Here is a 24,288-nt window from a genome sequence, read left to right as displayed (position 1 = left end):
GCGAGCGAACAGAAGCGGATGGGCCAGGGGACTACGCTCCAATGCCGGGCGGTCCTGCATCGTGCGTGTCCGCGCGTCCCTATTTTCCGAGCCGATGCCATGAACGGCATCGGCGAACATCAATCTGAAGGCTGGCTATCTGGAGGTATGTGTGACGACCATCAAGGGGGAGTTGCTGGAGGGTGAAACCGAAACCGGGATGGCGGCGGCCGCGCAAGGCGGGCAGTACGGCGCGGCCGCGGAGCGGGCCAGCGAGGCCAAGCGGGCGTTGCGCCTGGCCGTGGCAAGCTCGATGGTGTCGAAGGTTTGCAGCATAGGATTGCAGGCCGTCAGCATTCCGCTCTTCGCCCGGGTGCTGGACACCGACGATTTCAGCGCGATGATGGTCTACTTCGGCGTGACGGCATGGCTGTCGCTGGTGGCGATCGGTATCTGGCCGACCGTTACTTCCATCGCGGCCGACGATCGGCGGCGCGGGCAACTGGCAGGGGTGCTGACGGTGTCGTGGGTGGGGCTGTCGGCGATCTTCGCGTCGCTGATCCTGCTGGTGCTGATCCTGCGGCCGGTACTCGAAACAAGTGGCATCAACCTGTTCTCCGCCAGGCACTACAGTCTCTTCACCGCGGCCCTGGTCTGCTATGCGATGCTGACCGTGCTCTCCGTGGGCGAGGCGGTGAACCAGGGACAGCATCGTCAGCACGTGAACAACCTGATCACCGCGGCGGGCAGCATTCTGAACGTCGTGTTCATCCTGCTGGTGACCTATTTCCGCCCGCCCGGCGAGGAACATGTCGATGTGACGTTGCTGTTCGTCGCCAGCCAGGCCGGTTTCATCCTGATCCGCGTGGTGAACATGATCGGCGTGGTGGTACGCGCCGGATGGCCTCATGCGTTTCCTGGCAAGGCATTCGCGCGTGAGCTGGCACGCAATTCCTGGTCGCTCCTGCAGGCGCAACTGGCTGTGGTTTTCCTGCAGCAGGGCGCGGTGCTGCTGTGCTACGAAACCGACATGCCGCGCGATGCCGCGCTGCTCGCCTTGCTCTTTCGCGCCAACCTGCTGCTGCACAGCTTTGTCTACATGATCAACCAGCCACTCTGGCCGATCATTCATCGCAACATGCTGGCGGGCGACTGGCAGTGGGTGATCAGGATCTATCGCAAGCTGGCCACGTGCTACGTGGCCTACGGGCTGCTGGCCATCATCGGTGCGGCATTCGTGGGTGGTGCGGCGGTGTCGCTGTGGACGGCCGGCGAATACCCGATCTCCAACAAGCTCGCTACGCTGTGCGCCGTCTACTTCGCCCTGCTGGTAACGTCGGCGGCGAGCACGCCGGTGCTGATGGGCGCGAAGGCGTTCGTCAGCCTGGGCAACATCGGCATGGCCGAATTTCTGGCTGCCGGCGTGCTCTGCACCATCCTGTACTTTGCCGATGCGGTCAGCTTCCCGCACGTGGTGGAGGCACTGATCGCGGCCAATGCCATGACCGCCCTCTGGATGATGCCGACGCAGGCCATCGTGCGGCTGAGCCGGGGCTCGCTGGATGCGCAGCACTGAGACGTTGGCTGACGCTCCGGCGGTGCCGGAGCGTGGCATGGGCAATGCGAGGGGCGGGACCCGTCTGGGTTCGCTTTGATCTCGCCCACGTAGATACCGGCGGGCCCTGCAAACGCAAGCACAAACGCAAACGCAATCGAAGCGAATTGACTAGATGGCAGGACGGACCGGCGTGGGGCCCAGCGGGCGAACATTGCGGGAGCGCCGGGTATGGAGCCTGCGCTTGCTGGAAACGAACCAGCCGATGGTGAGAAACGCCATCAAGGCACCGCTGCCGTAGGCCATGGCGATCATCAGCGCGCCGCGCAGCGCAAAGATCAGGAAGATCGAGAAATAGATGCCGGCGGGCAGCGCCATGATGCCGCCGCTACGGCAGAGCTTGTCCAGCAGCCGCACGATAAACGCCAGCGCAATCGCGTAGGCGATCACGCCAAACGCGAAGAAGTCGATGTAGGCCTCCGCGATCAGCGGCGCCGACAGGTTGTCGAAGTCGAGCTTGTAGTACGCCATCAGGAACTGACCGATCTCGATGCCCGTGGCGAGCGGCTTGGTCTCCCAAAGCGTGTGTGGCACGAAGAACAGCAGGCTGCCCGCCAACTGGTGGCCGTAGCTCAGGCCGTCGCGGTTCACCATCTCGATGACCGTGGCGATGTTGGCCCAGGCGTCGTAGTGCAGATCCAGGAAGTGCGAGAAATACAACCACGGATCGAGGATCTCTGACGGCTGCCATGCCGACAGGTCGGCGTGCGTGAAGATCGACAGCAACGGAAAGAAGACACCGGTCAGAAGCACGAGCGTCGACACCAGACGGCGAGGCGTGCGGGAGAACCACGGCATCAACATCAGCAACAGGCTCAGGTAGATCGGCCCGATGGCGTTGCGCTTCTCGATCAGCGGATTCTGGGTGATCAGCACACAGGCCAGCACGAACAGCGTGACCAGCAGCCAGAACGGCTGGCGCAGCATCTTGCGCCCCTTCACGTTGACTAGCATCAGCAGCATCGGCACTGGCATGAAGCAGAGGTACTTCTGCACCAGAAGGTACTGCGGCGTGGCTTCGATCACTTCAGACTGCGCGCGCAGGTCGATGGTCTGCCAGGACAGCATTGCGGCCACTGCCGCCACGCCCAGCAACACGAACGTGCGCGGCGCGTTCAGGCGCAGCGTGCGCACGAACGTGGGCGGACGTGGCCGACGCGTGCGTGACCGGTGCTGGTCGCGCCGCTGCATGTAGTACCGCGTGGCAACGTAGGTCATCACGAACAGCGTGCAGAGCAGGTTGGTGCTCACCGCCAGGCTTTCCTCGAGCGTGGCCGTGTTGACCATATGCCATTCGTAATAGGCGCGCTGCACGGAGGGGGCTACCACGAGAAACAGCGTCTCGAAGAGCAGCACGCTCGAGTTCGCCAGCGATGGGACGCGTTCCCGCACGTGCAGCAACCAGTGGATGATGACCATCGCGGTCAGCATCAGGGTCGACAGCAGCAACATCGGCGAGTCCATATGCGATATCGCATGGCAGTAGCCGACGATCAGCAACAGCGTTCCCGCCAGCAGGGTGTCCCATACGAAGTTGCGCTGCAAACGCATGTCGGTCTCCCAGGAGTCGCTTGGCTCGTTCGAACCGCTAGGTTGGCGTGGCCAGCGCTTCCGGCTCGACGCTGAGCCGTCCGCTCGAAAGCGCGTCCTGGTAGGTCGATCGCAGGCCGGATTCCAGCGACACCTGCGGCTGCCAGCCGGTTGCGTTGATAAGGCCGCAGTCGAGCATCTTGCGTGGCGTGCCATCCGGGCGTGTCGGGTCGAATGCGATGTTGCCGCGATAGCCGACCACGCGCGCGATCAGCAGCGCCAGCTGTCGAATCGAGACTTCCTCGCCGCTGCCGACGTTCAGGAACCCGGCGCCCTCCGTATGCGCCCGGTACGATGCCTGGGGCAGGTCCATCACATGCAGGCAGGCGCGGGCAAGGTCGTCGGCATGAAGGAATTCACGCATCGGCGCACCGGAGCCCCACACGGCAACCTCCGGCGCGTCCGCTAGCCTGGCCTCGTGGATGCGCCGGATCAATGCCGGGATGACGTGGCTGTTCTCGGGATGGTAGTTGTCGCCCGGACCATAGAGGTTCGTGGGCATCACGCTCCGGTAGTCGACGCCGTATTGGCGGTTGTAGCTGTCGCACATCATCATGCCGGCGATCTTGGCGATCGCGTACGGCGCGTTGGTGGGCTCCAGCGCACCGGTCAGCAACGCCGATTCCTGGATGGGCTGCGGCGCGAACTTCGGATAGATGCAACTCGACCCCAGGAACAGCAACTGCTCGACACCACCGCGCCAGGCTTCGTGAATCACGTTGGCCGCGATCATCAGGTTCTGCTGGATGAACTCGGCGGGATAGACGTTATTGGCATGAATGCCGCCCACACGCGCGGCCGCCAGGTAGACCTGCGAGATCCGTTCGGTGGCGAAGAACTGGCGCACGTCTCGCTGGTCGGTCAGATCCAGTTCACGGTGGGTGCGCAGGACCAGTTCCACATCGCCACGCGCGGCCAGCGCGCGCGCGATCGCGGAACCGACCATCCCGCGATGGCCGGCCACGAACACTCTCGGGCGGGCGTCACTCATGGTAGTCATAGGTCCTGAAGCCGGCCATCTTGACCAGCGCGTCACGCCGCGCGGCCACGAAGTCCGCTTCGATCATTTCGTGCACCAGTTCGTCGAACGTGATGCGTGGGGACCAGCCCAGTTGCTCGCGTGCCTGCGTTGGGTCGCCCAGCAGCGTCTCGACTTCGGTCGGGCGGAAGTAGCGCGGGTCCACGCGCACGATCACGTCGCCCACCTTGCAGCGGGAGGACAACTCGCGGCGCGAGGCGTCGATATGAGAAATGATGCCGACCTCGTCGACGCCGCTGCCTTCGAAGGTGACCGTCAGCCCGAGCTTCTGCGCGGAGAGCGTGACGAACTCGCGCACGCTGTGTTGCTCGCCCGTGGCGATGACGAAATCACGGGGCGTTTCCTGCTGCAGCATCAGCCACTGCATCTCGACGTAGTCGCGCGCATGGCCCCAGTCGCGCAGCGCGGACAGGTTGCCAAGATAGAGCACTTCCTGCAGGCCCAGCGCGATGCGCGCGATGGCGCGCGTGATCTTGCGGGTGACGAACGTTTCGCCGCGCACAGGGCTTTCGTGATTGAACAGGATGCCGTTGCACGCGTACATGCCATAGGCTTCGCGGTAGTTCACGGTGATCCAGTAGGCGTAGAGCTTGGCTACGGCATACGGGCTGCGCGGATAGAACGGCGTGGTTTCCTTCTGCGGAATCTCCTGCACCAGCCCATACAGTTCGGACGTGGATGCCTGGTAGAAGCGCGTGCTTTGCTCCATGCCGAGAATCCGCATCGCCTCGAGCAGGCGCAGCGTGCCGACGGCGTCGGTGTTGGCGGTGTACTCGGGCTCTTCGAATGACACCTGCACGTGGCTCTGCGCCGCGAGGTTGTAGACCTCGTCGGGGCGGGCCTGCTGCACGACGCGCACGAGGCTCGCCGTATCGGTCATGTCGCCGTGATGGAGGATCAGTCTGCGGTCCGGCGCTTGCGGGTCCTCGTACAGATGATCGATACGTTCGGTATTGAACAGAGAACTGCGCCGCTTGATGCCGTGGACTTCGTATCCCTTGTCGAGCAGGTATTCGCACAGGTACGAACCGTCCTGGCCAGTGATGCCGGTGATCAGTGCCCGGCGCCGGCCATTGGCGCCGCGTGGCGTCGATGCATCGTCGGGCTTGTCTGCCGCGTCGAAGAGGTTGTCCAGTTCGTTTACGCCCATGACAGTCACATTTTGGTTAGCAATACGCGGACTGTAGGGGGGGTGTCCTGAAGCCACTGTCTGCTACCCCACACAGTGGCAGCGCCCGGGCGTGACGTGCCCAATGTGCCATGCCCAATGAAAAAGGGCGCCTTCCGAGGAAGGCGCCCGTATGGGAGGGGGCCGGGAAATCCGGAGACTCAGGCAGGCACGCTGGTGTCGTACTGCGCGTCGGGGCCGCGGGCGATCACGCGCCGCACACCGCCGTCGCGAGCCGAGTGTTCGTCGCCATGGACCCACTCGAGCGTTGCACCGCGCTGCAACGCCGCATACACGGCTTCTCCCTTGTTGCGAACCTTGAGGCGCTGATAGAGCGTGCAGGCGTGGCTCTTCACGGTGGCCACCGAGATATTGAGCATCCGGCTGACGGTCTTGATCGGATACCCGCGTGCCAGCAGCACCAGCACTTCGTACTGGCGCGGCGTGATCTGCAGCATCTCTGCCTCGTCGTAGCCAGGCTCCTCCTCGACCATCGGCGACAACGGGGTTGCCGACGAACTGATCGGCTGGCCCGGGCGCAGACTGGTGAGGTCGCGCACGGCAACGGTGGTGCGCAGGACGTTGGCGCAAGCGCCGGGCGAAAGCGGCTCCTGCATGGCCGGTGGCAGCGGCAATGGCGCAGCCGATGCCAGCGATTGCGTGGCATGCATGGCCGAGCGCGATGCCGACGGCGTCGCGCAGACCTCGCTTGCGAGCATCAGGCCCTGCACGCTCGAGATGGTCAGCCGGATGGCGGCCTCGATCACGGGCAGCGATGTGGACTTCGGCAGGCATCCGCAGATGCCGCGCGCGGCATCCGCGTTGGGCACGTGCAGCGGCAAGGCGTCGGCCAGCACCAGGATGCGTTGCGGCGCCAGACGCTCGCGCGCCTGTTCGAGTTGCGCCCATCCGGAGGCTTGGTCGCCGGGCATGCCGAAGACCAGCAGTTCGGCATTTCGATGAGGTACTTCAGTTCGGACAACGTCAGCTGGCGACAATGCAAGTACGTGACCGAATTCCTGAATGGTCTCGAGCATCTGCAACAGCCCGAGCCGGAGCAATGGATGCTCCTCGATAAGCAAGGCGTTCATTCTTCTTCACTCCCCGTTCATGGGCGAGCTGCGGGATGCTTTGCTTGCGGGAATCATTGCTGCGTCAGGACAGACAGCCGCCCCAATGGCGGTGCCGCGAAACTGCGCCAACCCCGTGCTTCCGTGTCAGTCTTTGTCCATTTGTCAGGATGGACTTGTCCGCGCGACCGGAAGTATGACCCGAACCCAAACCCGAAAGAAAATCTCGCTCCAAAATCGAACTTAAATTCATCTTATGGGCTGGTTGATCTGATTGCAAGCGGCTGGATTAGAGGTGGTGTCGAGATGGAATGAAGTCCGCCTCATAATCCGTCTCCTGATTCATTCATTTGGTGGCGTGCCTGCCCGCCAAGCCTTGCTGGACGTGCTGTCACAAGGGTTTCACGCCTGATACAGCAATTCCCAAGGATGTTTCACCGATGCAACCGATTTGAATGAAAGTGGTCTGACAATTATCAATTATTCACCCGGTTGGGGGGTGTGGCATTAACGAATATCGTGCTGGCTGACACAATGATGAAACCCATGAAAAAGGGCATTTATGCCATATATCCGGACATCGGGTTGACGCGGAATGGGAGTCGCACTAGTTCAAATGGATGAGGGATGTACCCCACTTCAGTAGGAGATAAAAGATTGCCTGTCGGCCGTCCGTCTCCCGGGTTCCCACCACCCTCGATGAGACCGATCGGCTGGCAAACCTGACGTTGGTCGGGGTCACATGCCCATGCCCCGACCAACGCCAGGCTGCCGTTTACCGATCGCGCCCACCTGGCGGAGCCGGTCGCCCGTGCGGCTTATCGGCCCCTTATCGGCCCCTTATCGGCCCCAATAGCCCGGGCGCTTGTACCACCCGTGCGGGCCACGCTCCCAGCGCTCGGGCACGTAGCGGTAGCCCGGGCGTGCCGATTGCCAGTAGCCGCCGCGCCAGGCGTAGTTGTCTCGAGCGTGGTCATAGTGGCCTGGTACCCAGACATGGCCGGGCCGTGGCGCGGGGCGAACCTCGTGTCGCGGGGGCGGCGGTGGGCTTCGATAGTAGTTGTCGTGCGCCTGGGCGCCCGGCGAGATCAGTCCGAAGACGCTGCCGGCGGCAAGCACGGCGGCGGCGAGCAGTAGCTGGCGTTTCATGATGTCTCCTTGGCTAGCGTTGAGTTGGCAGCCGGTGTCGGCTGCATCCGGGCCCAGCGGGCTCAGTAGCGGCCGCCATAGCGGTCATAGTGGTCGTAGTGGTAATGCGGTCCGCGCGGCGGCACCACGATGCACGCGGAAAGCAGGGCACTGGTGGTGACGAGTAGCAAGGCCAGGGTGAGTGCGCGTTTCATTCGGGGCTCCATATCCGGTTCGCGTTGAACACGGCTTCACTCTAGCGACGGCCTCTTCTCTTGCGCGGTTGCACTTGTAAGACGGTCTCTCACGCCGCTACGCGCCGACCACCTGTTTTCTGACCTGACAGATAACCCGCCAGCCCTTGACTGGTAAGGGTTTGGAGGAATGTGACGCGAACGCTCCGACAGGCACACTTGATCGAGCGCCAAATAATGTGGCGTTACATCGGAAATGAGTCGTGCAAAGATTTTCCGGTGCGCGGGGCTCGGCTGCGGTATCGGAGGACCCCTGTCATCGCAGGAGACGTCCCCCACGTTGGACGCAGAAACGGGTACGCTTTCGCTGGTTGAGCCGGAATCGGCGGGTGCCCGGACATGGTGCGCAATGCGTGTCCGTGGCGGCGGCCAGTGCCCGGATTGCCCCACGATGCGTCAAAAGCAGGGCGCAGATGCCGCTGGCCCGGTGGCATGAAGTTTGCGCCAATGAGTTCGCCGTAATCCCGAGGGAGGACGTCATGCCGGTTATGCTCATCGTGCTGGTCTTGCAGGCGCTTGAAGGTCTGAGTCCGCTTGCCGTGCCGCAATTCGCCCGTGTGCACGGCGGCGTCGATGGCGCGGATGCCGTGGCGGTCATCGATCGCACCCAGGTGCCATAGCCGTAGGCGAGCACAGGCGCGCCGGTGTTCACGTCCTCTCCGCATTCATCCATGACGAACGGAGAGACCATGAATCGTAGTGACGTGACCGACCTGATTATCGAAGCCAAGGTGCTGCGTGGCATTCGATGGGCTGATGTAGCCGAACGTGTCGGCAAGAGCAAGGAATGGACGACCGCGGCCTGCCTGGGCCAGATGGCCTTCGATGAAGCCGGCGCCCGCGCCGTGATGGATATCTTTGGGCTGCCCGCCGAGGCTGAACCGTGGCTGCGTGCCGTGCCCTACAAGGGTTCGCTACCCACGCAGGTGCCTACAGACCCGCTGATCTATCGCTTCTACGAACTGATCAGCGTCTACGGCACGACCTTCAAGGCATTGATTCACGAGGAATTCGGCGACGGGATCATGAGTGCCATCGACTTCCGCATGGACCTGCAGCGCGAACCCGATCCCAACGGCGATCGCGTTCGCATCGAGATGTCCGGCAAATTCCTGCCGTACAAGACCTACTGACGGCGGAGGCAGGGGCTACAGGCGCCAGACGCGGCTTCGCGGCGGCCGGTTGCACCCGGCCCGCCGCCATTCCCATATTCCCAAACTCAGCCGAAGAACTCCTGGTAGTAGCGCGTGCACGTGCCGGTTTGCCGGAACGTGTACGGCAACTCGGCCATGGCGGCCGCGTCGAGCGAGCCGAAGGGGATGTCGAGGTCGGCCTCCGGTTGCATGGCCTCGTCGTTGGTGCGGGAGATCTGTTGCGGATTCACGGTAACGCTCACTCATTCAGGGCGGGCCGCCTGGGCGCCGCGTGTCAAGGAACCGGACGGGATTGCCGTCACGCAGTGCATCGTACCCAAGCCTGGCGGAGGAATCAGCGGCGTCCGCCCGAAAAGACTGTTCCAGTTCAACCATCAATCGCGGGTATGCACCGCGCATCAAGCGGCTTCGTCACAACAACGGCCCTGCATATGTTGTGGGTTTGTCGTGTCGCAAAGACAGCGCGAACAAAGCGCCGCCGGGCTGTTCGGCCAGGACTATAGTGGCTGTGGAGCCGCGCCCGGCGCGGTTTGCATCCCATCTTTCCTGCCAGCCTGGGGGAGCCCGTCATGAGTCTTCCGCCATGTTTTGCCAACCGCCGCGAGGCGGGCCAGTACCTCGGTCGTCATCTCGCCGCGCTTGGCTACTGCCGGTCACATGATGGCGATCCAGCGCTTGTGCTGGCCTTGCCACGCGGTGGTGTTCCCGTTGCCTACGATGTCGCGCGCGTGCTCGACGCGACGCTTGATGTGCTGCTCGTGCGCAAGATCGGCGCGCCCGGCTATCCGGAACTGGCGCTTGGCGCCGTGGTCGAGGGCGATGCAGGTGGCAGCGGGCCGCATACGGTCGTCAACGACGACCCGTGGGCACGCCGCGCGCTGGAGTCTGGCGCGTTCGATGCGGAACGCGGCCGTCAGCTTGGCGAGATCTGCCGTCGACAGCAGCGGTATCGCCAGGGGCACCCGGTTACCGCGATCGCGGGCCGGCGCGTGATCGTTGTCGATGATGGCGTGGCGACTGGCGCGACGATGCGCGCAGCGCTCGACGCCGTGCGCATGGCGGGCGCCGCGGAGGTTGTGGCGGCGGTGCCAGTGGGATCGGTGGATGGCCTCGACACGCTCCGCGCCGTGGCGGATCGCGTGGTCTGCCTGAATATCCCCGAGAACTTTGGCGCGGTCGGCGCGTTCTATCTCGATTTCACGCAGACCTCGGATGACGAGGCGTTGTCGCTGCTGCGCGAGGCCGCTGCCGTCGCACCGCCGATGGCCACGCATGGTGCCTGGTCGCGCAATGGTGGCGTGTCGGGAGGTGGGGAGTCAGGACACCTCAGCAACGGACCGGCTGCCCACTGAGACCAGGTCTCAGACTTTATTGAGGCGTGCTTTGAGATGCGGCACCAGCCCGCCCGCGTGCAACAGCGCGCGCAGGAAATCGGGCACTGGTTCGCAGGATACGCGCCGGCCATCGCAGAGCCTGATCTCGGCCGCATCCAGGAAGAACGTGGCTCGCGCTCCGTCGGCCAATGCGGTCGTATCCGCGCACACCAGCACCGGCAGGCCAATGTTGATCGCGTTGCGATAGAACAGCCCGGCGAACGACGGCGCCAGCACGGCCGCCACGCCAAGATGCTTCAATGCCTGGGCTGCCTGTTCACGTGAAGACCCCATGCCGAAGTTGCTGCCTGCGACGATGACGTCGCCGGGTTTGACCGCGCCTGGGAACTCCGGTCGCAGGTTTTCCAGGCAGTGGCTCGCCAGCACGTCGAGCCCGTCCTTCATGAATCGGCCCGGCGCCATTGCGTCGGTATCGACGTTTTCGCCGAAGCGCCAGATGCGGCCAGAGGGCGGGGGTTGGAAATCCGGAGCCGGGGTCATGCCAGTAACTTGCGCGGGTCAGTGATGCAGCCAGTGGCGGCGCTGGCTGCCACGGTCATGGGCGATGCCAGCCATACGGCGCTACCTGCATCGCCCATGCGGCCGGGGAAGTTGCGCGCAGTCGAGGCGATGGCGCGGCTGCCGGCCGGAAACCGTGTGGCGCCGTAGCCCGCGCACGCATTGCACGCGTTCGGCAGCAGCTCCGCGCCGGCATCCATCAGCACGCCGAGCGTCCCTTCGCTGGCCGCTTGCAGCTGGTCGCGCAGCGAAGCGGGCGCGACCTTCAACGACACGCCCGATGCCACTTTGCGCCCGCGCAGCACCCGCGCGGCCATGCGCAGGTCTTCGAGCTTGGCGCCGGTGCAGGCGCCCAGATAGGCGATCTCGATCGGCGCGCCGGCGGCCTGGTCGACCGGGCCGCTGTTGGCCGGCGAATGCGGCGCGGCTACCTGCGGTACCAGCGTGCCGGCATCGAAGCGATGTGTGGCCAGTACCGGTGCGTCCGCATCGCTGCGCCACTGGCGCGGTTCGATAGCGGCGAGCGTGGCGGCATCGACGCCGGCATCCGCAAGCCATGCCATCGTTGTGGCATCCGGCGCGATCAGCGCCGTTTGCGCGCCAAGCTCGGTGCTCATGTTCGTGAGCGTCATGCGCTCCTGCATCGACAGCGTCTTTACCGCGTTCCCCGTGTATTCGATCACTTCGTAGCGGCCACCCGCCATACCCAGTGTGGCGCACAGGAACAGCATGACGTCCTTGGCGCAGACGCCGTCAGACAGCGTCCCCTGCCACTCGACCCGGATCGTGTTCGGCACACGCAGCCAGATCTCCCCCGTGGCCAGCACGCCGGCCATCTCCGTGGCGCCTATGCCGAACATGTACGCGCCAAAAGCGCCGCCCGTGGGGCTGTGGCTGTCGCCGCCGACGATGAAGCGACCGGGCAGGACATGGCCGCGCTCGGGCAGCACTACGTGGCAGATGCCTTCGTTGTCGATGAAGTTCTGAATGCCCGCTTCACGCACCCAGTCGCGCGTGAAGCGCAGGATCGATTCGGCTTCGGGGTCGGCCGCAGGCACGTAGTGGTCGGTGACCACCACGAATCGGGACGGATCCCAGACCTTTGCGCCGAGTTCGCGCAGCAGTGGCGCCACGCGGCGCGGTCCGCTCGAGTCGTGCGACATGGCCAGGTCGACCTTGCACATCACCACCGATCCCGGCGTGACATGCGACACACCTGCCGCGCGAGCGACCAGTTTCTGGGCGAGCGTGGCGGGCAGTTGGCTGGGGTCGACCGCGGTCTTGCCGTGCGGCAGGGTCATTCGGGCTTGGCTCCTGAATACTTCACCACCGTGGCCCAGCGCTTGACGTCCTGCTTCACGAAATTCGCGAACGTCTCGGGCGGCATGGCGCTGGGTTGCGCGCCGTCGGTTTCCAGGCGCTTGCGCACTGCGGGCTGCTCGAGCCCGTGGCGCGCAGCTTGGTACAGCGCCTGTGTGATCTCCGGCGGCAGATTGGCCGGGCCGAACAGGCCGAACCACGCGCTGGATTCGAAACCCTTTACCGTGGCGCCAATCGGCTGCGCGCCCGGAAACTGCGGCAGCGGCGTCGGGCTGGTCACGCCGAGCACCTTGAGCTTGCCGGCCTTGACGTGCTGCGCCACGTTGATCGTGCTGGCGAACATCAGATCAACCTGGCCCGCGAGCAGATCCGTGATGGCGGGCGTGGTGCCCTTGTACGGGATGTTGACGATATACGTGCCCGTCATCATCTTGAACATGTCACCGGCCAGATGCACCGACGATCCCACCGCGCCAATGCCGAAGTTCAGCTTGCCCGGCTCGGACTTGGCCAGACGGATCAGTTCGGGGATGTTGTTGGCGGGCAGGTTGGGCCGTGCCACCAGCACGCTGGGCACGGTGGCCACGAGCGTGATCGGCGTGAAGTCCTGGATCGGATCGAACGGCAGCTTCTTGTACAGCGTCGCGTTGATCGTATGGCTGGTGAAGCTCATCAGCAGCGTGGTGCCGTCGGCCGGGCTCTTGGCCACCATGTCGGCAGCGATATTGCCGCCTGCGCCGGGCCGGTTCTCGACCACCACGGGCTGGTCCAGCGTCTGCGACATTTCTTGGGCGATCGTTCGTGCCAGCGTGTCGGTGGTGCCGCCCGCAGGCGCGCCTACCAGGATGCGGATCGGCTTGCCGCCGGCGATCGCAGCTTGCGCAGCCTGTGCGGAAGGCGCGATGCACCACGCGGCCAGCGCGAGCAGCGCGGCGCAGGATGCGCGCCGTCGGCTGCTGGCGGATTGCAGGGCAGACTTGCAGACAGGCTGATGCTCGCCCGGGCGAACGACTGGCATGACGAAAGCTCCTCGGTTGTGATGTGGAGTGCGCAGTATCGCCCGATTCCGATTCGTCGCGTGGCCGGTACGAGGAGTGGGTTCCGGCCTCGCCCGCAGGTCAGTCGCGCAGGCCCGTGCGGGTTTCGTTTTCCACCCACACGTTGGCGCTGTCCCCGCCGCCCATCGGCGACAGTTCCATGCGGTATTCGTAGCGGTCGGGTCGATACTGGCCCATCAGCAGTTGCACCGGACGCCCATTCTTGTCGAGCACCACGCGGCGCACGGCCAGCAGCGCGCCGCCAACGGGCACGTCGAGCAGCGGGGCCACAACCACGTCGGCCAGGCGGGCCGTCAGCACTTGCGACGCGCGGCCCAGCTCCACACCGGCGGCTTCCAGCAGGCGCAGCATCGGCGTCGTTTCCAGATCCTTGCGGGTCAGCGAGCGGCCCAGGTCGATCGGCAGGTAGACCGTGATATGGGACAGAGGGCGGTTGCGGTAGTGACGCACGCGCACGATCTTCACCACGGGATCGCCCACCTGGATCTGCAGCGCTTCGGCGACTTCAGGGGTGGCGTGCACCTCGTCGATCGAGATGACCTTGACCGCAGTCTTCTCGCCCATGTCGATGATGGCGCCGAGCAGGCTCGTGGCGCGCTCCTCGGTGACCTGCGGCCTGACCGGATGCGGGTTTACGAATGTCCCGAGTCCGCGATGGCGGCGGACCAGACCTTCCTGAACCAGACGGTCGAACACGCGCCGCATCGTCACGCGCGAAGCATGAAATTGCTTGGCAAGGTCGATTTCGCCTGGCAGCGGGCCCTGGCCGAAGCGGCCTTCCACGATCTGCTGGCGGAGCACCACGTAAATCTGGTGATACAGGGGAACGACGGCTTCACTCATGGTTTCCCTTGCGTAAGCGCTGACAAGTCCTAGACGCGTGTAATGTACTTTAAATCAGACATGGCGGCCAGCATCAAACGCACTCGCGGCGTGCGAAGCACAATCCGCGACCACATGTGTTGCGAGACGGCATCGAACGTCCGCCAGACGCAAGAAAAGACGGGATGCAGCGGCGATTCCTTCACGCGGGGGCGTCGACTTATGCTCGCGCTGCCCGGTTTCACGCGCTTGCAGCATGACGAAGCCGACACTGACTGGTCAGGCTTGCCGGCACCTTGAGGGGTGGTGGCTGGGGGGCGGTGGCATGGCTGTTTCACCGTCGTTACGCGGGTTGCCGTCTTCAGCGTCTCACTCGTGTCTTCGTAACACGTTGAATTTCTGGCATTTTTTTCGGGCGCGACGGACCGGTTCGCCTGACGGCCAAAATCGGTGTCACACCGCTGTGACATGTCTACTCCCATGCACAGGTTCCGCGCGAATGTGCGGCGCACAACCAACGAAAAAAGTTCCCGGAGAAACCCGCGCCAGCCTTTGTATTTCAACGGGATGCGCCGCGCGCCATGCGTGCTGGCACTGAATATGCGCAGGGGAAGGCTGGTCCGGCAACCGTGCGGGACCTGAACCTCCAGCCGGCGTTCTGCCTGTATGAGCGTTGGCCGGAGGCTGAGCCGCAATGTGCAATTCTCCTGGGAGCAACGTATGAACAAGACATTACTTGCGTCGGCGGTTGCGCTGGCACTGGGCATTAGTGGCCAGGCGCTAGCAGACCCGACGAACAACAACACGAACGGCCACGACAACACCCAGACTGCGTCCTCAACAAGCAACACGCAGAATGGCGGCGGCGCCGCGGCGAATGATGGTTCGACGGCTCTTCAGGCGAACGGCAACTCTTCTACTTCGACCACCAACAAGACGAAGAACACCAGCAATACCAACACCAACTCCAAGAATCACACCGACCAGGACATGAGCGGCTATGGCAACGCCGCAGCGGCCAATGGCAGTACGGCTACCGCCAACTTCACCAACTCGTTCAACTCCAGCAAGGCGCTGGCCATCAGCAAGCTTGAAGGCTATGTGACTGGCAACTACATCCACAACATCGGTAACGTTGCCACCAACAATGGCAGCGCCAACGGTGCAGCGGGTGGCAAGGGTGGCGCGGGCTATGGCGGCACCGGCAAGGGCGGCTCGGGTGGTTCGGGTGGCGCCAGCGGCGCTGGTGGCGGCGGCGGCAGCGGCGGCTCGGCAGTCAACGGCAGCGCCACGGCGGGTTATGCCGTCAACGGCAGCGCAACCGCTGGCGATGGCGCGGCAGGCGGCAAGGCCGTTGGCTGGGCTGGCGATGGCGGCAACGCCAAGAGCAATGGTGGCGGCGCGCTCTCCGCGAGCCTTGGCGTAGGCGGCTTCGGTGGCTCCGGCAAGGGCAGTGGCGGTGACTCGGGCGCTGGCGCCCTGGGTGGCTTCGGTGGCGACGGCGGAAACGCCAAGGGTAGTGGCGGTGATGCGCTTGGCGCGAGCGGTGGACTGGGCGGCAGCAGCGGCGCAGGCGCCGCGCTCGGCAAGGTCCATGGCAATGCTGGTAACAGCACGGCGACAGCTGGTGCTGGTGGCGCTGGTACTGGCGGTACGGCCTCGGGTACTGGTGGCGGAGCTAGCGGCACGGGTGGTGCTGGCGGTGCTGGCGGTGCAGCGACCGCTGCCTCCGCAGGCGGCGCAGGCACTGGCACCGGCGGTGCTGGCGGCGCCAACACCTCGACTGCCGGCGCGGCAACTGGTGGCGCCGCGACTTCGACCGGCGGCGCCGGTGGTGCGCAGAACAGTGTTGCCGGCAACGGTGGCGCTGGCGGTGCGGCCACTAACGGCAGCGCAAGCAGCATGGCGTCGAATGGCAGCGCAACGGCAGGCAATGGCGCGGTTGGCGCTTCGTCTGGCGCAGGCGGTGCTGGTGGCGCGGGCATGGGCGGCACGGGTGGTACCGGCAACGGTGCGGTTGGCGGCGCTGGCGGCAACGGCGGCACCAACTATGTCGATGCAGGCACCTTCAACATGTCGAACATGATGTCCAGCGTCGGCCAGTCCGCAGCCGGCATCATGATTGCCAACCAGAACAGCGGCATGTCGTCGCTGGTGCAACAAAGCGTCAACGTCCAGGCGAACCTGGCAGTCGGCAAGTAAGTCCTTCGAGCGTCTGTACCGTTCCGCACGGAACGGTACAGCACCCGCAGGGTTGAATCGGATGGGGCAGTGCGTGCCGACGGCATCGTTTGTCGGCCGCTCTGCCGCATCAGACGCCTGTAGGTCCGAAATCGCTTCCGACGCTGGCGGCCCGGATGGGGGGCCGTGCCTCGGGGCATGAGGAGACGCACCATGCGATTGCATCGCCGAGCTGTCCTGGCAATGTCGACAGCCATCCTGGCCTGGCCGTTTGCGCAGGCTATTGCGGGGCCACCCGTCGCCGAGGCATCCGCCACGGCCGTCGCGGCGGCAAGCAGTGATTCGGGCGCAGCCACTGTCGTGGCGGGCGCGGCGGCAAGCGTGACGGCGGTAACGCCGGATGCTGCCCCCAAATTGAATATTTTCGGTACGACAGCCAATGCGGTCGCGAGCAGCAAGCTCGACGACGTGCGCGGTGGCGCTGAACTGGTCGTCAACGACATGCGCCTGAACGGCACCGTGGGCGGCAACGCCGCCATCAACACGCTGTCGGGCAGCAATTATGTCTCGGACGGTTCGTTCGCCAATGCCGCGGGTTTGCCGACCGTGATCCAGAATTCGGGCAACAACGTACTGATCCAGAACGCGACCATCCTCAACGTCCAGTTCAAATGATCATGCGCAGCCTGCTGTTGGCAGCCGCCACGCTGGCGGTGGCGCTGGGTGGCATCGCCGAAGCCCGCGCCGATACCATTCGCATTCCGGGCGATCAGGGCAACTCTTACACGGTGCCCGTGACCAGCCTGCGCGAAGCGCGCTTCCGCACGACCATCCGACAGCAGTATGATTTCAGCTGCGGCTCGGCCGCCGTGGCCACGCTACTGACTTTTCAGTACGGATTCCCCGTCAATGAAGAGACGGTCTTCGCCAACATGTATGTCAACGGCGATCAGGCCAAGATCCGCTCGGAAGGTTTCTCGCTGCTCGACATGAAGCGGTTTCTCGAGTCGCGCGGGTTCCTGGCCGACGGCTACGAGTTGCCGCTGTCGAAGCTCGAGGAAGCGCAGATTCCGGCGATCGTGCTGATCGTCGAGAACGGTTATCACCATTTCGTCGTGATCAAGGGGATCAAGGGCGACCGCGTGCTGGTCGGTGACCCGGCGCGTGGTACCCGCTCCATCGAGCGCGATCACTTCGAAAAGATCTGGGACAGCCAGTTGCTGTTCGTTATCCACAATCGCACGGACCGCGCGCGATTCAACCTGGCAGCCGACTGGCGCGTGGCGCCGTCGGGCCCTTACTGGATGGGAGTTCCGCGAGACAGTCTGTTCTTCACCGTCATGCCAAAGCATGGCCCCGCCGATTTCTGAGCTGAGGAACATCATGGTCCAGACAACCATTTCACCCGCATCAAGATGCACGGCCAGGTCGGCAACCGCGGCCGTGCTGCTTGGCGCGGGGCTGGCCTGCGCGGGCAATGCCCACGCCGGTGTCGAGACCCTGGCACCCGAGTCAGCCGATACCGCGGGCGTGGCGACTTCGGCCGCCATCGACCTGCCTGCAATACCAACGCCGACACAGCTGTCGGCGCCATCCGAAGACCCAATCACTGTGGCGGCGCGTGCCGCAGACCCCATCGTTGCGGACAACGTCACGGAGAACGTTTCCGAAAAAGCTGTCGAGTCGATCGCCGAAGCGCCTGCGCGGGGAGTAGAACCGGTGGACAAGGCGTCCGTTGCGCGGCATCACCCCATTGGGGACACGCTCGTGGCTGCCATGACAATGGCCACGCGGGAGCCCAATACGCAGGTGGCCGAGGCACGCGACGACATGGCCAGGTGGAAGCCGGTCGCGCAGGCGCGGCTTGAAGAATCGCGTGGCGGTTTTGATGTCGCCGGGTTGCAGGTTGGTTTCGGTATTGATCGCGCCGTCTTCGTCAATGGCGCGCTGGCCGTGGCCACGAGCATCACGATTCCCAACATCAGCAGCATCACCTCGGCCCAGGCCGCGCAACTCGCGCAGGCCCTGGCGCCAGTGACTGTTGCCTTAACCGGCGCCAACAGCATTGCGAGCGCGGCGATTGCTGCCGCCCAGGCTGCAACGGGCCAGGCAGGGCAGGCGGGACAATCCGCGACCACGGCAGCGAATGGCGCGGCAGCCAGCGCGCAAGGCGCCGCCGGCGCTGCTGCGTCCACGTCTACCGCAGCCGCAAGCGGCGGGATCGCTCAGGCAACGGGCGCCGCCGGCGTGGCGCAGCAACAGGCTGCGACGGCCGTCGCGGCGGCGGGCACGGTCGTCACCAACGGCCTGCTTACGGTGATACAGAACGGCGCGGCCAACACCGCGAACGTTGGTTCGGTAGCGAACATGCCGGCCACGGTTATCCAGAATACCCTCAACAACCAGAATATCCAGAGCCTGATGACCATCAACGCCAGCGTGAACACGTTGGCGGCATTCCGCGCGCAAATGGCAAACACCGCGCTGAACAGTGTCATCTCAACAATGGCCGGCATGAAGTAACACCAACAAGGCAGTCGCAGGAAACTTTGGTCGTGGAAAGGAAGACATCGACGAACTGGTAGCGGGCCTTAGCGTTTTTGCCCGCCGTCCTCGGGGGAGGTAGACGTCATGAAGAAGCGCTCGCTGCAGGGGATTGGTCTTGCCAGTTGCTCTACGATGTGCCTGCTTGGCGGCATGGCTCATGCGCAGACTCCGCCCGACGACGGGCCGCCGGCGGCCGCCAAGCTCGAAACGCTGCAGAAGGAACTGAGCGAGCAGGCGAAGCAGTTGGAGGCGATGAAGCGGGCGCTGGCCGAACAGGAGGCCACGATCCGCGAACTGCGCAGCACGGTGGATAGCGAATCGCTGGCGCGCAAACGTGGTGGCCAGGCCGGGGTAGGCACCGGCGTGACGCCGGGCAACATGGCGACCAATGCCGCCGCGGCCGCTGCGGGCGCCAGCGCCACACAGATCAACAGCACGGCTCAGCAAGGCGTACAGGCCCAGCAGGTGCCTTCCGACGCGCCGCCGCAGGCCGTGGCGCCGCAGAACGTGCAACAGGGCCAGGCCGCCCAGGGCGACCAGCAAGGCGAGTCCGCCGCGGGTCCCGAACAACCTGTGGGCAGGCCGCCGGAGCGCGATACGCGTCCACCAGAGATCGCGCCAATCTTCGACCAGCCTGGCGTACTCACGCCGCAGGGCAAGATCGTGATCGAACCGAGCTTCCAGTACGGCTACTCGTCGAGTGACCGCGCGGTACTGGTCGGCTACACGGTGATTCCCGCACTGCTGATCGGCCTGATCGACGTGCGCGAGATCAAGACGTCGACGTACATCACGTCCATGGCCTTCCGCTACGGCATTACCAAGCGTCTCGAGATCGAAGCCAAGGTGCCGTACGTGCATTCGAGCAGCGATACCGTCAGCCGCGAGATCTTCACCGGCACCGCCGTCGACAACGCCTTCAACTCGAGCGGCAGCGGCCTGGGCGACGTCGAGGCGACGTTGCGCTACCAGCTCAACTACGGCAACGAGAAAATGCCGTACTTCATCGGCTGGCTGCGCTACAAGTCCAACACCGGCAAGGATCCGTTCGAGGTGGTGACCGATTGCGTGACCCGTTGTGTCAGCAACACCACCGGCACCGGGTTGCCGCTGGGCATGCCGACCGGCACCGGCTTCCAGGCAATCCAGCCGGGTGTCACGTGGCTGTTGCCGACCGATCCGGCGGTGTTCTTCGGTACGTTCAGCTACCTGCACAACTTCGCGCGTGACAACATCTATCGCACCGTGCTGAACGGCCAGCAGGAATTCCTCGGCAAGATCGCACCGGGAGACATCTTCGAGTTCAACTTCGGCATGGGTCTGTCGCTCAACGAGCACGCGTCGTTCAGTATCGGCTATGACCAGAGCATCATCTGGCCGACCAAGCAGAACGGGCAGACCGTCCCAGGCTCCGTGCGCATCACGCAGGGCACGCTGCTCGTGGGCTACTCCTATCGCTTCAACAACCGGTACACGCTGAACCTCTCGGTGGGTGCGGGCCTGACGCGAGATACACCAGATCTGACGGTGACGGTGCGTCTACCGATCACATTCTGATGGTGTTCGCACGGGTGAAGTGACGCGCGAAATTCTCCGTTTGGCACCCCACTTCCCGTCATCCATTCGGTACCTTGCGCAGGCTTCGCGGAGAGAGTAGAACAGCTACTAACCCGTCCCGAAGACGGATCATCAGAGTACGGGGCGGCCTGACAGAGGAGGCTAGTCATGCGCAAACGGATCTTCTGGTTGTTGCCCGACCTGGCGAGCGCGCGCCGTACCATGGACGACCTGCTGCTGGCTCGCATCGAGAATAGCCACATCCATTTCGTGGGACGCGACGGCGCCGACATGACGGGTCTGCACGAGGCAAACCTGTTCCAGACTTCGGACATCGTTCATGCTGCGGAAATGGGTCTGATGGTTGGCGGTGGTGTCGGTATCGTGGCCGGCGTGGTGGTAGCGATGTTCCCGATCGTCAGCGACTCTCCGCAATGGGGTCTGGTCGGCGTGCTCGCCGTGCTGGGCGCCGTGTTTGGCGCGTGGGCCGCGAGCATGATCGGCAGCTCGGCGCCGAACAGTCGACTACGGTCGTTCGAGAAGGACATCGAGGCAGGCAAGCTGCTGCTGATGGTGGATGTGCCGCGCGGCCGTGTCGAAGAAGTCGAGGCGCTGCTGCAGAAGGCGCACCCCGAAGCGTCCTTCGCCGGCCTGGATCCTGCAGTACCGGCCTTCCCCTGATCGAAGCGGGGTCAGGCCTTTCCCTTCGCGCGCCCGTCGTGGCGCGCCCCGGCGTGTGTCCCATCACGCGCCATGCTGCGGCCACACCTGAAACCGGTACCGGAGTCTTCAGGTTTCCGGTGTGATGCCGCAGCAACACTTCGCCGCATTTCCTGCGTCAAATTCCGCCTTATCCGCCGCTTTGTTTGCTCATTGCCACCCGTTGGGTTACCGTCCCCATGCCGCCGCAGTTGCGCGGCGCGCTTAAAAATCAAACACACCAGCGCTACTGGAGGGGTCAACAATGAACGCAAGGCAGTTCGCGTGCGGCATATTCGCCGCCACGCTCGGGTTTGTCGCGCCCATCGCGGCACACGCGGAACCCGGCATCACCAAGAACACCATTCGCATCGGCCAGTCGGCCGGCGTCACCGGCCCGGTGGCGGGCTCGGTCAAGGAGCAGATCGCCGGTGCCCAGGTCTATCTCAATGCGGTCAATGCCAGCGGCGGCGTCGCGGGCCGGCGCATCGAACTGCTGACCTATGACGACGGCTTCGATGCCAAACGCACGCCCGGCAATGTGCGCAAGCTGATTGCCGACGACAAGGTCTTCGCGCTGTTCATGGTGCGTGGTACGCCGCAGAACGAGAGCATCCTGCCGATCATCGGCGCGGAGAAGGTGCCGCTGGTGGCGCCGCTGACCGGGGCCATCACGCTGCATCGACCGGTCAATCGCTACGTGTTCAACGTGCGTGCGAAATACCAGGATGAAGTGGCCCGCGCGATCAACCATCTGGCCACGTCCGGCATGAACCGGATCGCGATCTTCTATGCCAACGACGGCTTCGGGCAGGACGTCTTCGAGGGCTTCAATACGGCCTTGCAGGCACGTGGCGTGCAGCCCGCTGGCGCGGCGTCGTTCAATCGCCCGATGGGGGATATCAGCCAGGGTGTGGCCAGCGTCAACAAGGCCGATCCGCAAGCCGTGATGGTGATCGGTTCGGGCTCGGAGGCTGCCCGGATCATCCACGAGATGAAGAAGGCCGGTAGCCAGGCGCAGTTCGTCACGCTGTCCAATAACGCTGCCGATTCGTTCATCAAGGAACTGGGCGACGATGCCCGGGGCCTGATCATCACGCAGGTGGTGCCCGGCATGAACTCGAGCCAGATGAGCGTTGCCAGCGAGTATCGCGGCCTGGCCAAGGCGCAGAAGGTGGAGCCGAGCAATGCGGGCATGGAGGGCTTCATGTCGGCAAAGGTGCTGGTCGAAGGGTTGCGCCGCGCGGGACCGGAGCCCACGCGCGAGAAGCTCGTGGCGGCGCTTGAAGGCCTGCGCGACTACGATCTCGGCGGCATCCTGATCAGCTACAGCCCGACGCGCCACACCGGTTCCTCGTTCGTGGAAATGTCGATCGTTTCGTCGACCGGCAAGCTGATCCGCTGAAGACCGGAGGGCTGCGGTATATTTCCCCGCATGGAAAATGCATCCACAGCCCATCCCTTTTCGCTCGCCGGCCGCGTGGCACTGGTCACGGGCGGCGCGCAGGGCCTCGGCCAGGCGATTGCCGCCGGCCTGGCCGCCGCTGGCGCGCACGTTCTGATCTGCGCGCGCAACGCCGCGCGCGTGGACGAAGCCGTCGCGCAACTGCTGGCCAGCGGCCTCGGCGCCGAGGCGCTCGTTCTCGACATCACCGATGAGGCCGCCGTGGCCGCGGCGTTCGATGACATCGCGGCCCGTCACGGGCGGCTCGACATCCTCGTCAACAATGCCGGCGCACGCAATCGCAATTCGATGGCCCATCTCGATGCTGCTGACCTGCGCGAGATGCTGGAGACCAACCTCGTCGCGCCCTATGCGTTATGCCGTCACGCGGCGCAATGGATGCAGCGTGGCGGGTATGGACGGATCGTCAATGTCACGTCGATCGCCGGCCAGGTGGCGCGCGCCAATGACGTGCTCTATCCCGCCACCAAGGGCGGACTCGATGCGCTGACGCGTGCGATGGCCGCCGATCTGGGCCGCCAGGGCATTACCGTCAACGCCATTGCGCCGGGATACTTCGCCACCGAGCCGAATCAGGCGATGGTGGCCGACAAGACCGTGGCAGAGTGGCTGCGCAACCGGACGTCACTGGGCCGTTGGGGCCAGCCGGAAGAGGTGGCGGGTGCGGTGGTGTTCCTGGCTTCGCCGGCGGCATCGTACGTGACAGGGCAGGTGCTCGCCGTCGATGGTGGCTACCTCGGCCACTTCTGAGCCCAATCCTCTAGCGCCTGCCGCTCCGGTAATGCGCGCGCAGGCACTCCAGCATCGCGGTTGCCGCCGCCGAATCACCCCGGTCCTTGAGTCGTACCACGCAGATGTCGCGCAGCAGCGTGGGCATCTGCATGGGCCGGATGGCCAGCCCCTCGCGCCGGAACTGAAATAGCGCCAGCGCCGGCACGACCGAAACGCCCAGACCCGCCTCGACGAGCGCCGCCACGGTAGCCAGGTGCTCGACTTCCATGACCCCGTTCAACTTGAGCGGATGCAGTGCTGCATCCAGGTGCTGCCTCACGCTGCTGGTGCGGGATAGCTGGATGAATGGCAGTCCGGCCAGGGCTTGCGGCGTAACGCGGCGCTTCCCGGCCAGCGGGTGATCGGCCGGGCAGACCAGATGGAAGCTATCGCGCACCAGCGCTTCGACGTGCAGGTCGGCGTCCTGAGCCGGCGCGGGCGCCAGCGCGAAGTCGGCCTGCCCACGTCGCACCAACTCGATGCAGCCGTCGGCGAGCTGGTCGTGCAGTTCCAGCGCGATGCCGGGATATTGCTGGTGGAAGTTGGCCAGCAACGGCGGCAGGTCGCCGCCCGCCAGCGACGGTAGCGCCGCGATCGCCACGCGACCCTTGCGGCGCTCGGCATGATCGCGCAGGTCATCGAAGGCCGCTTCGAAATCGCCCAGCAGCCGACGCGCCATCTCCTCGAATCGGCGCCCGTCGGTACTCAGGTCCACATGTCGCGTGGTGCGTTCGAAAAGCCGGCAGCCTGCCTGTTCCTCGAGCGTCTGGATCAACGCGCTGAATGCCGATTGGGACAGGTGGCACGCCTGCGCCGCGCGCGTGAAGTTGCGATGGGTGGCCAGCGCAACGAAAGCGCGCAGGTGCTTGACCGACAGGTTCGACAGCATGGTTCGGGTAGTGGAGATTTATCGGTAATACCGATAGATTAATCCAAATCATCCGTTTGTCAGCGAGAGTCTGCGAGACCTAGAATGGGT

The 24,288-nt window shown here is 64.6% G+C and carries 24 protein-coding genes; 12 read left to right on the top strand and 12 right to left on the bottom strand.

Annotated elements, in window-relative coordinates; translation table 11 throughout:
- Positions 1-151: 151 nt before the first annotated feature.
- Positions 152-1,555 carry a lipopolysaccharide biosynthesis protein gene (locus K6G35_RS19570; RefSeq protein ID WP_008647812.1) on the top strand — a complete coding sequence of 468 codons (1,404 nt, stop codon included), beginning with the start codon at positions 152-154 and terminating at the stop codon, positions 1,553-1,555.
- A gap of 150 nt (positions 1,556-1,705) precedes the next feature.
- Here the strand turns inward: K6G35_RS19570 and K6G35_RS19565 are convergent, their stop codons facing one another.
- From K6G35_RS19565 to K6G35_RS19540, 6 genes are all read right to left on the bottom strand, one after another.
- Positions 1,706-3,145 (bottom strand): hypothetical protein, encoded by a 1,440-nt coding sequence (locus tag K6G35_RS19565; RefSeq protein ID WP_495676877.1) that lies wholly within the window; start codon positions 3,143-3,145, stop codon positions 1,706-1,708.
- Between the two features lie 37 nt (positions 3,146-3,182).
- Positions 3,183-4,184 (bottom strand): GDP-L-fucose synthase family protein, encoded by a 1,002-nt coding sequence (locus K6G35_RS19560; protein ID WP_495676876.1) that lies wholly within the window; start codon positions 4,182-4,184, stop codon positions 3,183-3,185.
- Entirely contained in the window at positions 4,168-5,373 is a 1,206-nt protein-coding gene (gene gmd, locus K6G35_RS19555; RefSeq protein ID WP_035882978.1) for a GDP-mannose 4,6-dehydratase, read from the bottom strand. Before gmd ends, K6G35_RS19560 begins: the two co-directional genes overlap by 17 nt.
- 179 nt (positions 5,374-5,552) lie before the next feature.
- Positions 5,553-6,482, bottom strand: coding sequence for a helix-turn-helix transcriptional regulator (locus K6G35_RS19550; protein ID WP_035882979.1), 930 nt, complete (start codon positions 6,480-6,482; stop codon positions 5,553-5,555).
- 819 nt (positions 6,483-7,301) lie between these two features.
- A complete protein-coding gene (locus tag K6G35_RS19545) occupies positions 7,302-7,610 on the bottom strand; it encodes a YXWGXW repeat-containing protein (protein ID WP_008647801.1) in 309 nt (102 codons plus the stop codon).
- A gap of 62 nt (positions 7,611-7,672) precedes the next feature.
- A complete protein-coding gene (locus tag K6G35_RS19540; protein ID WP_008647799.1) occupies positions 7,673-7,804 on the bottom strand; it encodes a hypothetical protein in 132 nt (43 codons plus the stop codon).
- Between the two features lie 518 nt (positions 7,805-8,322).
- Here K6G35_RS19540 and K6G35_RS19535 point away from each other — a divergent pair.
- Entirely contained in the window at positions 8,323-8,463 is a 141-nt protein-coding gene (locus K6G35_RS19535) for a hypothetical protein (protein WP_160172197.1), read from the top strand.
- A gap of 69 nt (positions 8,464-8,532) precedes the next feature.
- Positions 8,533-8,976: a cyanase gene (gene cynS / locus K6G35_RS19530; protein ID WP_286882450.1), complete on the top strand. Its 444-nt coding sequence runs from the start codon at positions 8,533-8,535 to the stop codon at positions 8,974-8,976.
- A gap of 86 nt (positions 8,977-9,062) precedes the next feature.
- Here cynS and K6G35_RS19525 read toward each other — a convergent pair whose 3' ends face one another.
- Positions 9,063-9,227 (bottom strand): hypothetical protein, encoded by a 165-nt coding sequence (locus tag K6G35_RS19525; RefSeq protein ID WP_008647793.1) that lies wholly within the window; start codon positions 9,225-9,227, stop codon positions 9,063-9,065.
- Between the two features lie 339 nt (positions 9,228-9,566).
- On the opposite strand from K6G35_RS19525, the gene K6G35_RS19520 reads away from it, so the two are divergent.
- Positions 9,567-10,349, top strand: coding sequence for a phosphoribosyltransferase (locus K6G35_RS19520; RefSeq protein WP_495676875.1), 783 nt, complete (start codon positions 9,567-9,569; stop codon positions 10,347-10,349).
- 9 nt (positions 10,350-10,358) lie between these two features.
- On the opposite strand, the gene K6G35_RS19515 is transcribed toward K6G35_RS19520, so the two are convergent.
- From K6G35_RS19515 to K6G35_RS19500, 4 genes are all read right to left on the bottom strand, one after another.
- Positions 10,359-10,871: a LeuD/DmdB family oxidoreductase small subunit gene (locus K6G35_RS19515; protein ID WP_035882982.1), complete on the bottom strand. Its 513-nt coding sequence runs from the start codon at positions 10,869-10,871 to the stop codon at positions 10,359-10,361.
- On the bottom strand, positions 10,868-12,190 hold the full coding sequence (locus tag K6G35_RS19510) for a 3-isopropylmalate dehydratase large subunit (protein WP_008648875.1): 1,323 nt from the start codon (positions 12,188-12,190) through the stop codon (positions 10,868-10,870). Before K6G35_RS19510 ends, K6G35_RS19515 begins: the two co-directional genes overlap by 4 nt.
- Positions 12,187-13,227, bottom strand: coding sequence for a tripartite tricarboxylate transporter substrate binding protein (locus tag K6G35_RS19505; RefSeq protein ID WP_008648876.1), 1,041 nt, complete (start codon positions 13,225-13,227; stop codon positions 12,187-12,189). Before K6G35_RS19505 ends, K6G35_RS19510 begins: the two co-directional genes overlap by 4 nt.
- A gap of 100 nt (positions 13,228-13,327) precedes the next feature.
- Positions 13,328-14,110, bottom strand: a complete 783-nt coding sequence (locus K6G35_RS19500) for a GntR family transcriptional regulator (protein ID WP_008648877.1) — start codon at positions 14,108-14,110, stop codon at positions 13,328-13,330.
- A 699-nt stretch (positions 14,111-14,809) separates the two neighbouring features.
- On the opposite strand from K6G35_RS19500, the gene K6G35_RS19495 reads away from it, so the two are divergent.
- The 8 genes from K6G35_RS19495 (at position 14,810) to K6G35_RS19460 (ending at position 23,288) form a co-directional block, all read left to right on the top strand.
- A complete protein-coding gene (locus K6G35_RS19495; RefSeq protein WP_035882984.1) occupies positions 14,810-16,291 on the top strand; it encodes a hypothetical protein in 1,482 nt (493 codons plus the stop codon).
- Positions 16,292-16,483: 192 nt separating this feature from the next.
- On the top strand, positions 16,484-16,945 hold the full coding sequence (locus K6G35_RS19490) for a hypothetical protein (RefSeq protein WP_008648910.1): 462 nt from the start codon (positions 16,484-16,486) through the stop codon (positions 16,943-16,945).
- The gene (locus tag K6G35_RS19485) at positions 16,942-17,640 is read left to right on the top strand and encodes a C39 family peptidase (RefSeq protein WP_008648909.1); all 699 of its coding nucleotides are present in this window, start codon (positions 16,942-16,944) and stop codon (positions 17,638-17,640) included. Before K6G35_RS19490 ends, K6G35_RS19485 begins: the two co-directional genes overlap by 4 nt.
- Before the next feature lie 13 nt (positions 17,641-17,653).
- Positions 17,654-18,793, top strand: coding sequence for a hypothetical protein (locus K6G35_RS19480; RefSeq protein ID WP_035882986.1), 1,140 nt, complete (start codon positions 17,654-17,656; stop codon positions 18,791-18,793).
- A 108-nt stretch (positions 18,794-18,901) separates the two neighbouring features.
- Positions 18,902-20,374, top strand: a complete 1,473-nt coding sequence (locus K6G35_RS19475) for a hypothetical protein (protein ID WP_008643452.1) — start codon at positions 18,902-18,904, stop codon at positions 20,372-20,374.
- 168 nt (positions 20,375-20,542) lie between these two features.
- Positions 20,543-21,055: a hypothetical protein gene (locus K6G35_RS19470; RefSeq protein WP_008643456.1), complete on the top strand. Its 513-nt coding sequence runs from the start codon at positions 20,543-20,545 to the stop codon at positions 21,053-21,055.
- A 283-nt stretch (positions 21,056-21,338) separates the two neighbouring features.
- Positions 21,339-22,478 carry an ABC transporter substrate-binding protein gene (locus tag K6G35_RS19465; RefSeq protein WP_008643458.1) on the top strand — a complete coding sequence of 380 codons (1,140 nt, stop codon included), beginning with the start codon at positions 21,339-21,341 and terminating at the stop codon, positions 22,476-22,478.
- Positions 22,479-22,508: 30 nt separating this feature from the next.
- Positions 22,509-23,288, top strand: coding sequence for an SDR family oxidoreductase (locus K6G35_RS19460; RefSeq protein ID WP_035882988.1), 780 nt, complete (start codon positions 22,509-22,511; stop codon positions 23,286-23,288).
- Positions 23,289-23,298: 10 nt separating this feature from the next.
- Here K6G35_RS19460 and K6G35_RS19455 read toward each other — a convergent pair whose 3' ends face one another.
- Complete coding sequence (locus K6G35_RS19455; protein ID WP_186425815.1) at positions 23,299-24,198, bottom strand: LysR family transcriptional regulator; 900 nt, start codon at positions 24,196-24,198, stop codon at positions 23,299-23,301.
- Positions 24,199-24,288 lie beyond the last annotated feature (90 nt).

This window comes from Cupriavidus sp. HY129 (assembly GCF_059492215.1).
Note: the sequence above shows the minus strand (reverse complement) of the source record. Positions and strands in the feature narration are given on the sequence as shown.

Bases quoted from the DNA above. Each gene is read 5' to 3' on its own strand.
- K6G35_RS19460 (WP_035882988.1), top strand. From the start codon at position 22,509: ATGGAAAATGCATCCACAGCCCATCCCTTTTCGCTCGCCGGCCGCGTG.
- K6G35_RS19565 (WP_495676877.1), bottom strand. From the start codon at position 3,145: ATGCGTTTGCAGCGCAACTTCGTATGGGACACCCTGCTGGCGGGAACG.
- K6G35_RS19480 (WP_035882986.1), top strand. From the start codon at position 17,654: ATGGTCCAGACAACCATTTCACCCGCATCAAGATGCACGGCCAGGTCG.
- K6G35_RS19490 (WP_008648910.1), top strand. From the start codon at position 16,484: ATGCGATTGCATCGCCGAGCTGTCCTGGCAATGTCGACAGCCATCCTG.
- K6G35_RS19520 (WP_495676875.1), top strand. From the start codon at position 9,567: ATGAGTCTTCCGCCATGTTTTGCCAACCGCCGCGAGGCGGGCCAGTAC.
- K6G35_RS19505 (WP_008648876.1), bottom strand. From the start codon at position 13,227: ATGCCAGTCGTTCGCCCGGGCGAGCATCAGCCTGTCTGCAAGTCTGCC.
- K6G35_RS19560 (WP_495676876.1), bottom strand. From the start codon at position 4,184: ATGACTACCATGAGTGACGCCCGCCCGAGAGTGTTCGTGGCCGGCCAT.
- K6G35_RS19510 (WP_008648875.1), bottom strand. From the start codon at position 12,190: ATGACCCTGCCGCACGGCAAGACCGCGGTCGACCCCAGCCAACTGCCC.
- K6G35_RS19470 (WP_008643456.1), top strand. From the start codon at position 20,543: ATGCGCAAACGGATCTTCTGGTTGTTGCCCGACCTGGCGAGCGCGCGC.
- cynS (WP_286882450.1), top strand. From the start codon at position 8,533: ATGAATCGTAGTGACGTGACCGACCTGATTATCGAAGCCAAGGTGCTG.
- K6G35_RS19485 (WP_008648909.1), top strand. From the start codon at position 16,942: ATGATCATGCGCAGCCTGCTGTTGGCAGCCGCCACGCTGGCGGTGGCG.
- K6G35_RS19535 (WP_160172197.1), top strand. From the start codon at position 8,323: ATGCCGGTTATGCTCATCGTGCTGGTCTTGCAGGCGCTTGAAGGTCTG.
- K6G35_RS19495 (WP_035882984.1), top strand. From the start codon at position 14,810: ATGAACAAGACATTACTTGCGTCGGCGGTTGCGCTGGCACTGGGCATT.
- K6G35_RS19475 (WP_008643452.1), top strand. From the start codon at position 18,902: ATGAAGAAGCGCTCGCTGCAGGGGATTGGTCTTGCCAGTTGCTCTACG.
- K6G35_RS19500 (WP_008648877.1), bottom strand. From the start codon at position 14,110: ATGAGTGAAGCCGTCGTTCCCCTGTATCACCAGATTTACGTGGTGCTC.
- K6G35_RS19540 (WP_008647799.1), bottom strand. From the start codon at position 7,804: ATGAAACGCGCACTCACCCTGGCCTTGCTACTCGTCACCACCAGTGCC.
- K6G35_RS19545 (WP_008647801.1), bottom strand. From the start codon at position 7,610: ATGAAACGCCAGCTACTGCTCGCCGCCGCCGTGCTTGCCGCCGGCAGC.
- K6G35_RS19465 (WP_008643458.1), top strand. From the start codon at position 21,339: ATGAACGCAAGGCAGTTCGCGTGCGGCATATTCGCCGCCACGCTCGGG.
- gmd (WP_035882978.1), bottom strand. From the start codon at position 5,373: ATGGGCGTAAACGAACTGGACAACCTCTTCGACGCGGCAGACAAGCCC.
- K6G35_RS19515 (WP_035882982.1), bottom strand. From the start codon at position 10,871: ATGACCCCGGCTCCGGATTTCCAACCCCCGCCCTCTGGCCGCATCTGG.
- K6G35_RS19550 (WP_035882979.1), bottom strand. From the start codon at position 6,482: ATGAACGCCTTGCTTATCGAGGAGCATCCATTGCTCCGGCTCGGGCTG.
- K6G35_RS19455 (WP_186425815.1), bottom strand. From the start codon at position 24,198: ATGCTGTCGAACCTGTCGGTCAAGCACCTGCGCGCTTTCGTTGCGCTG.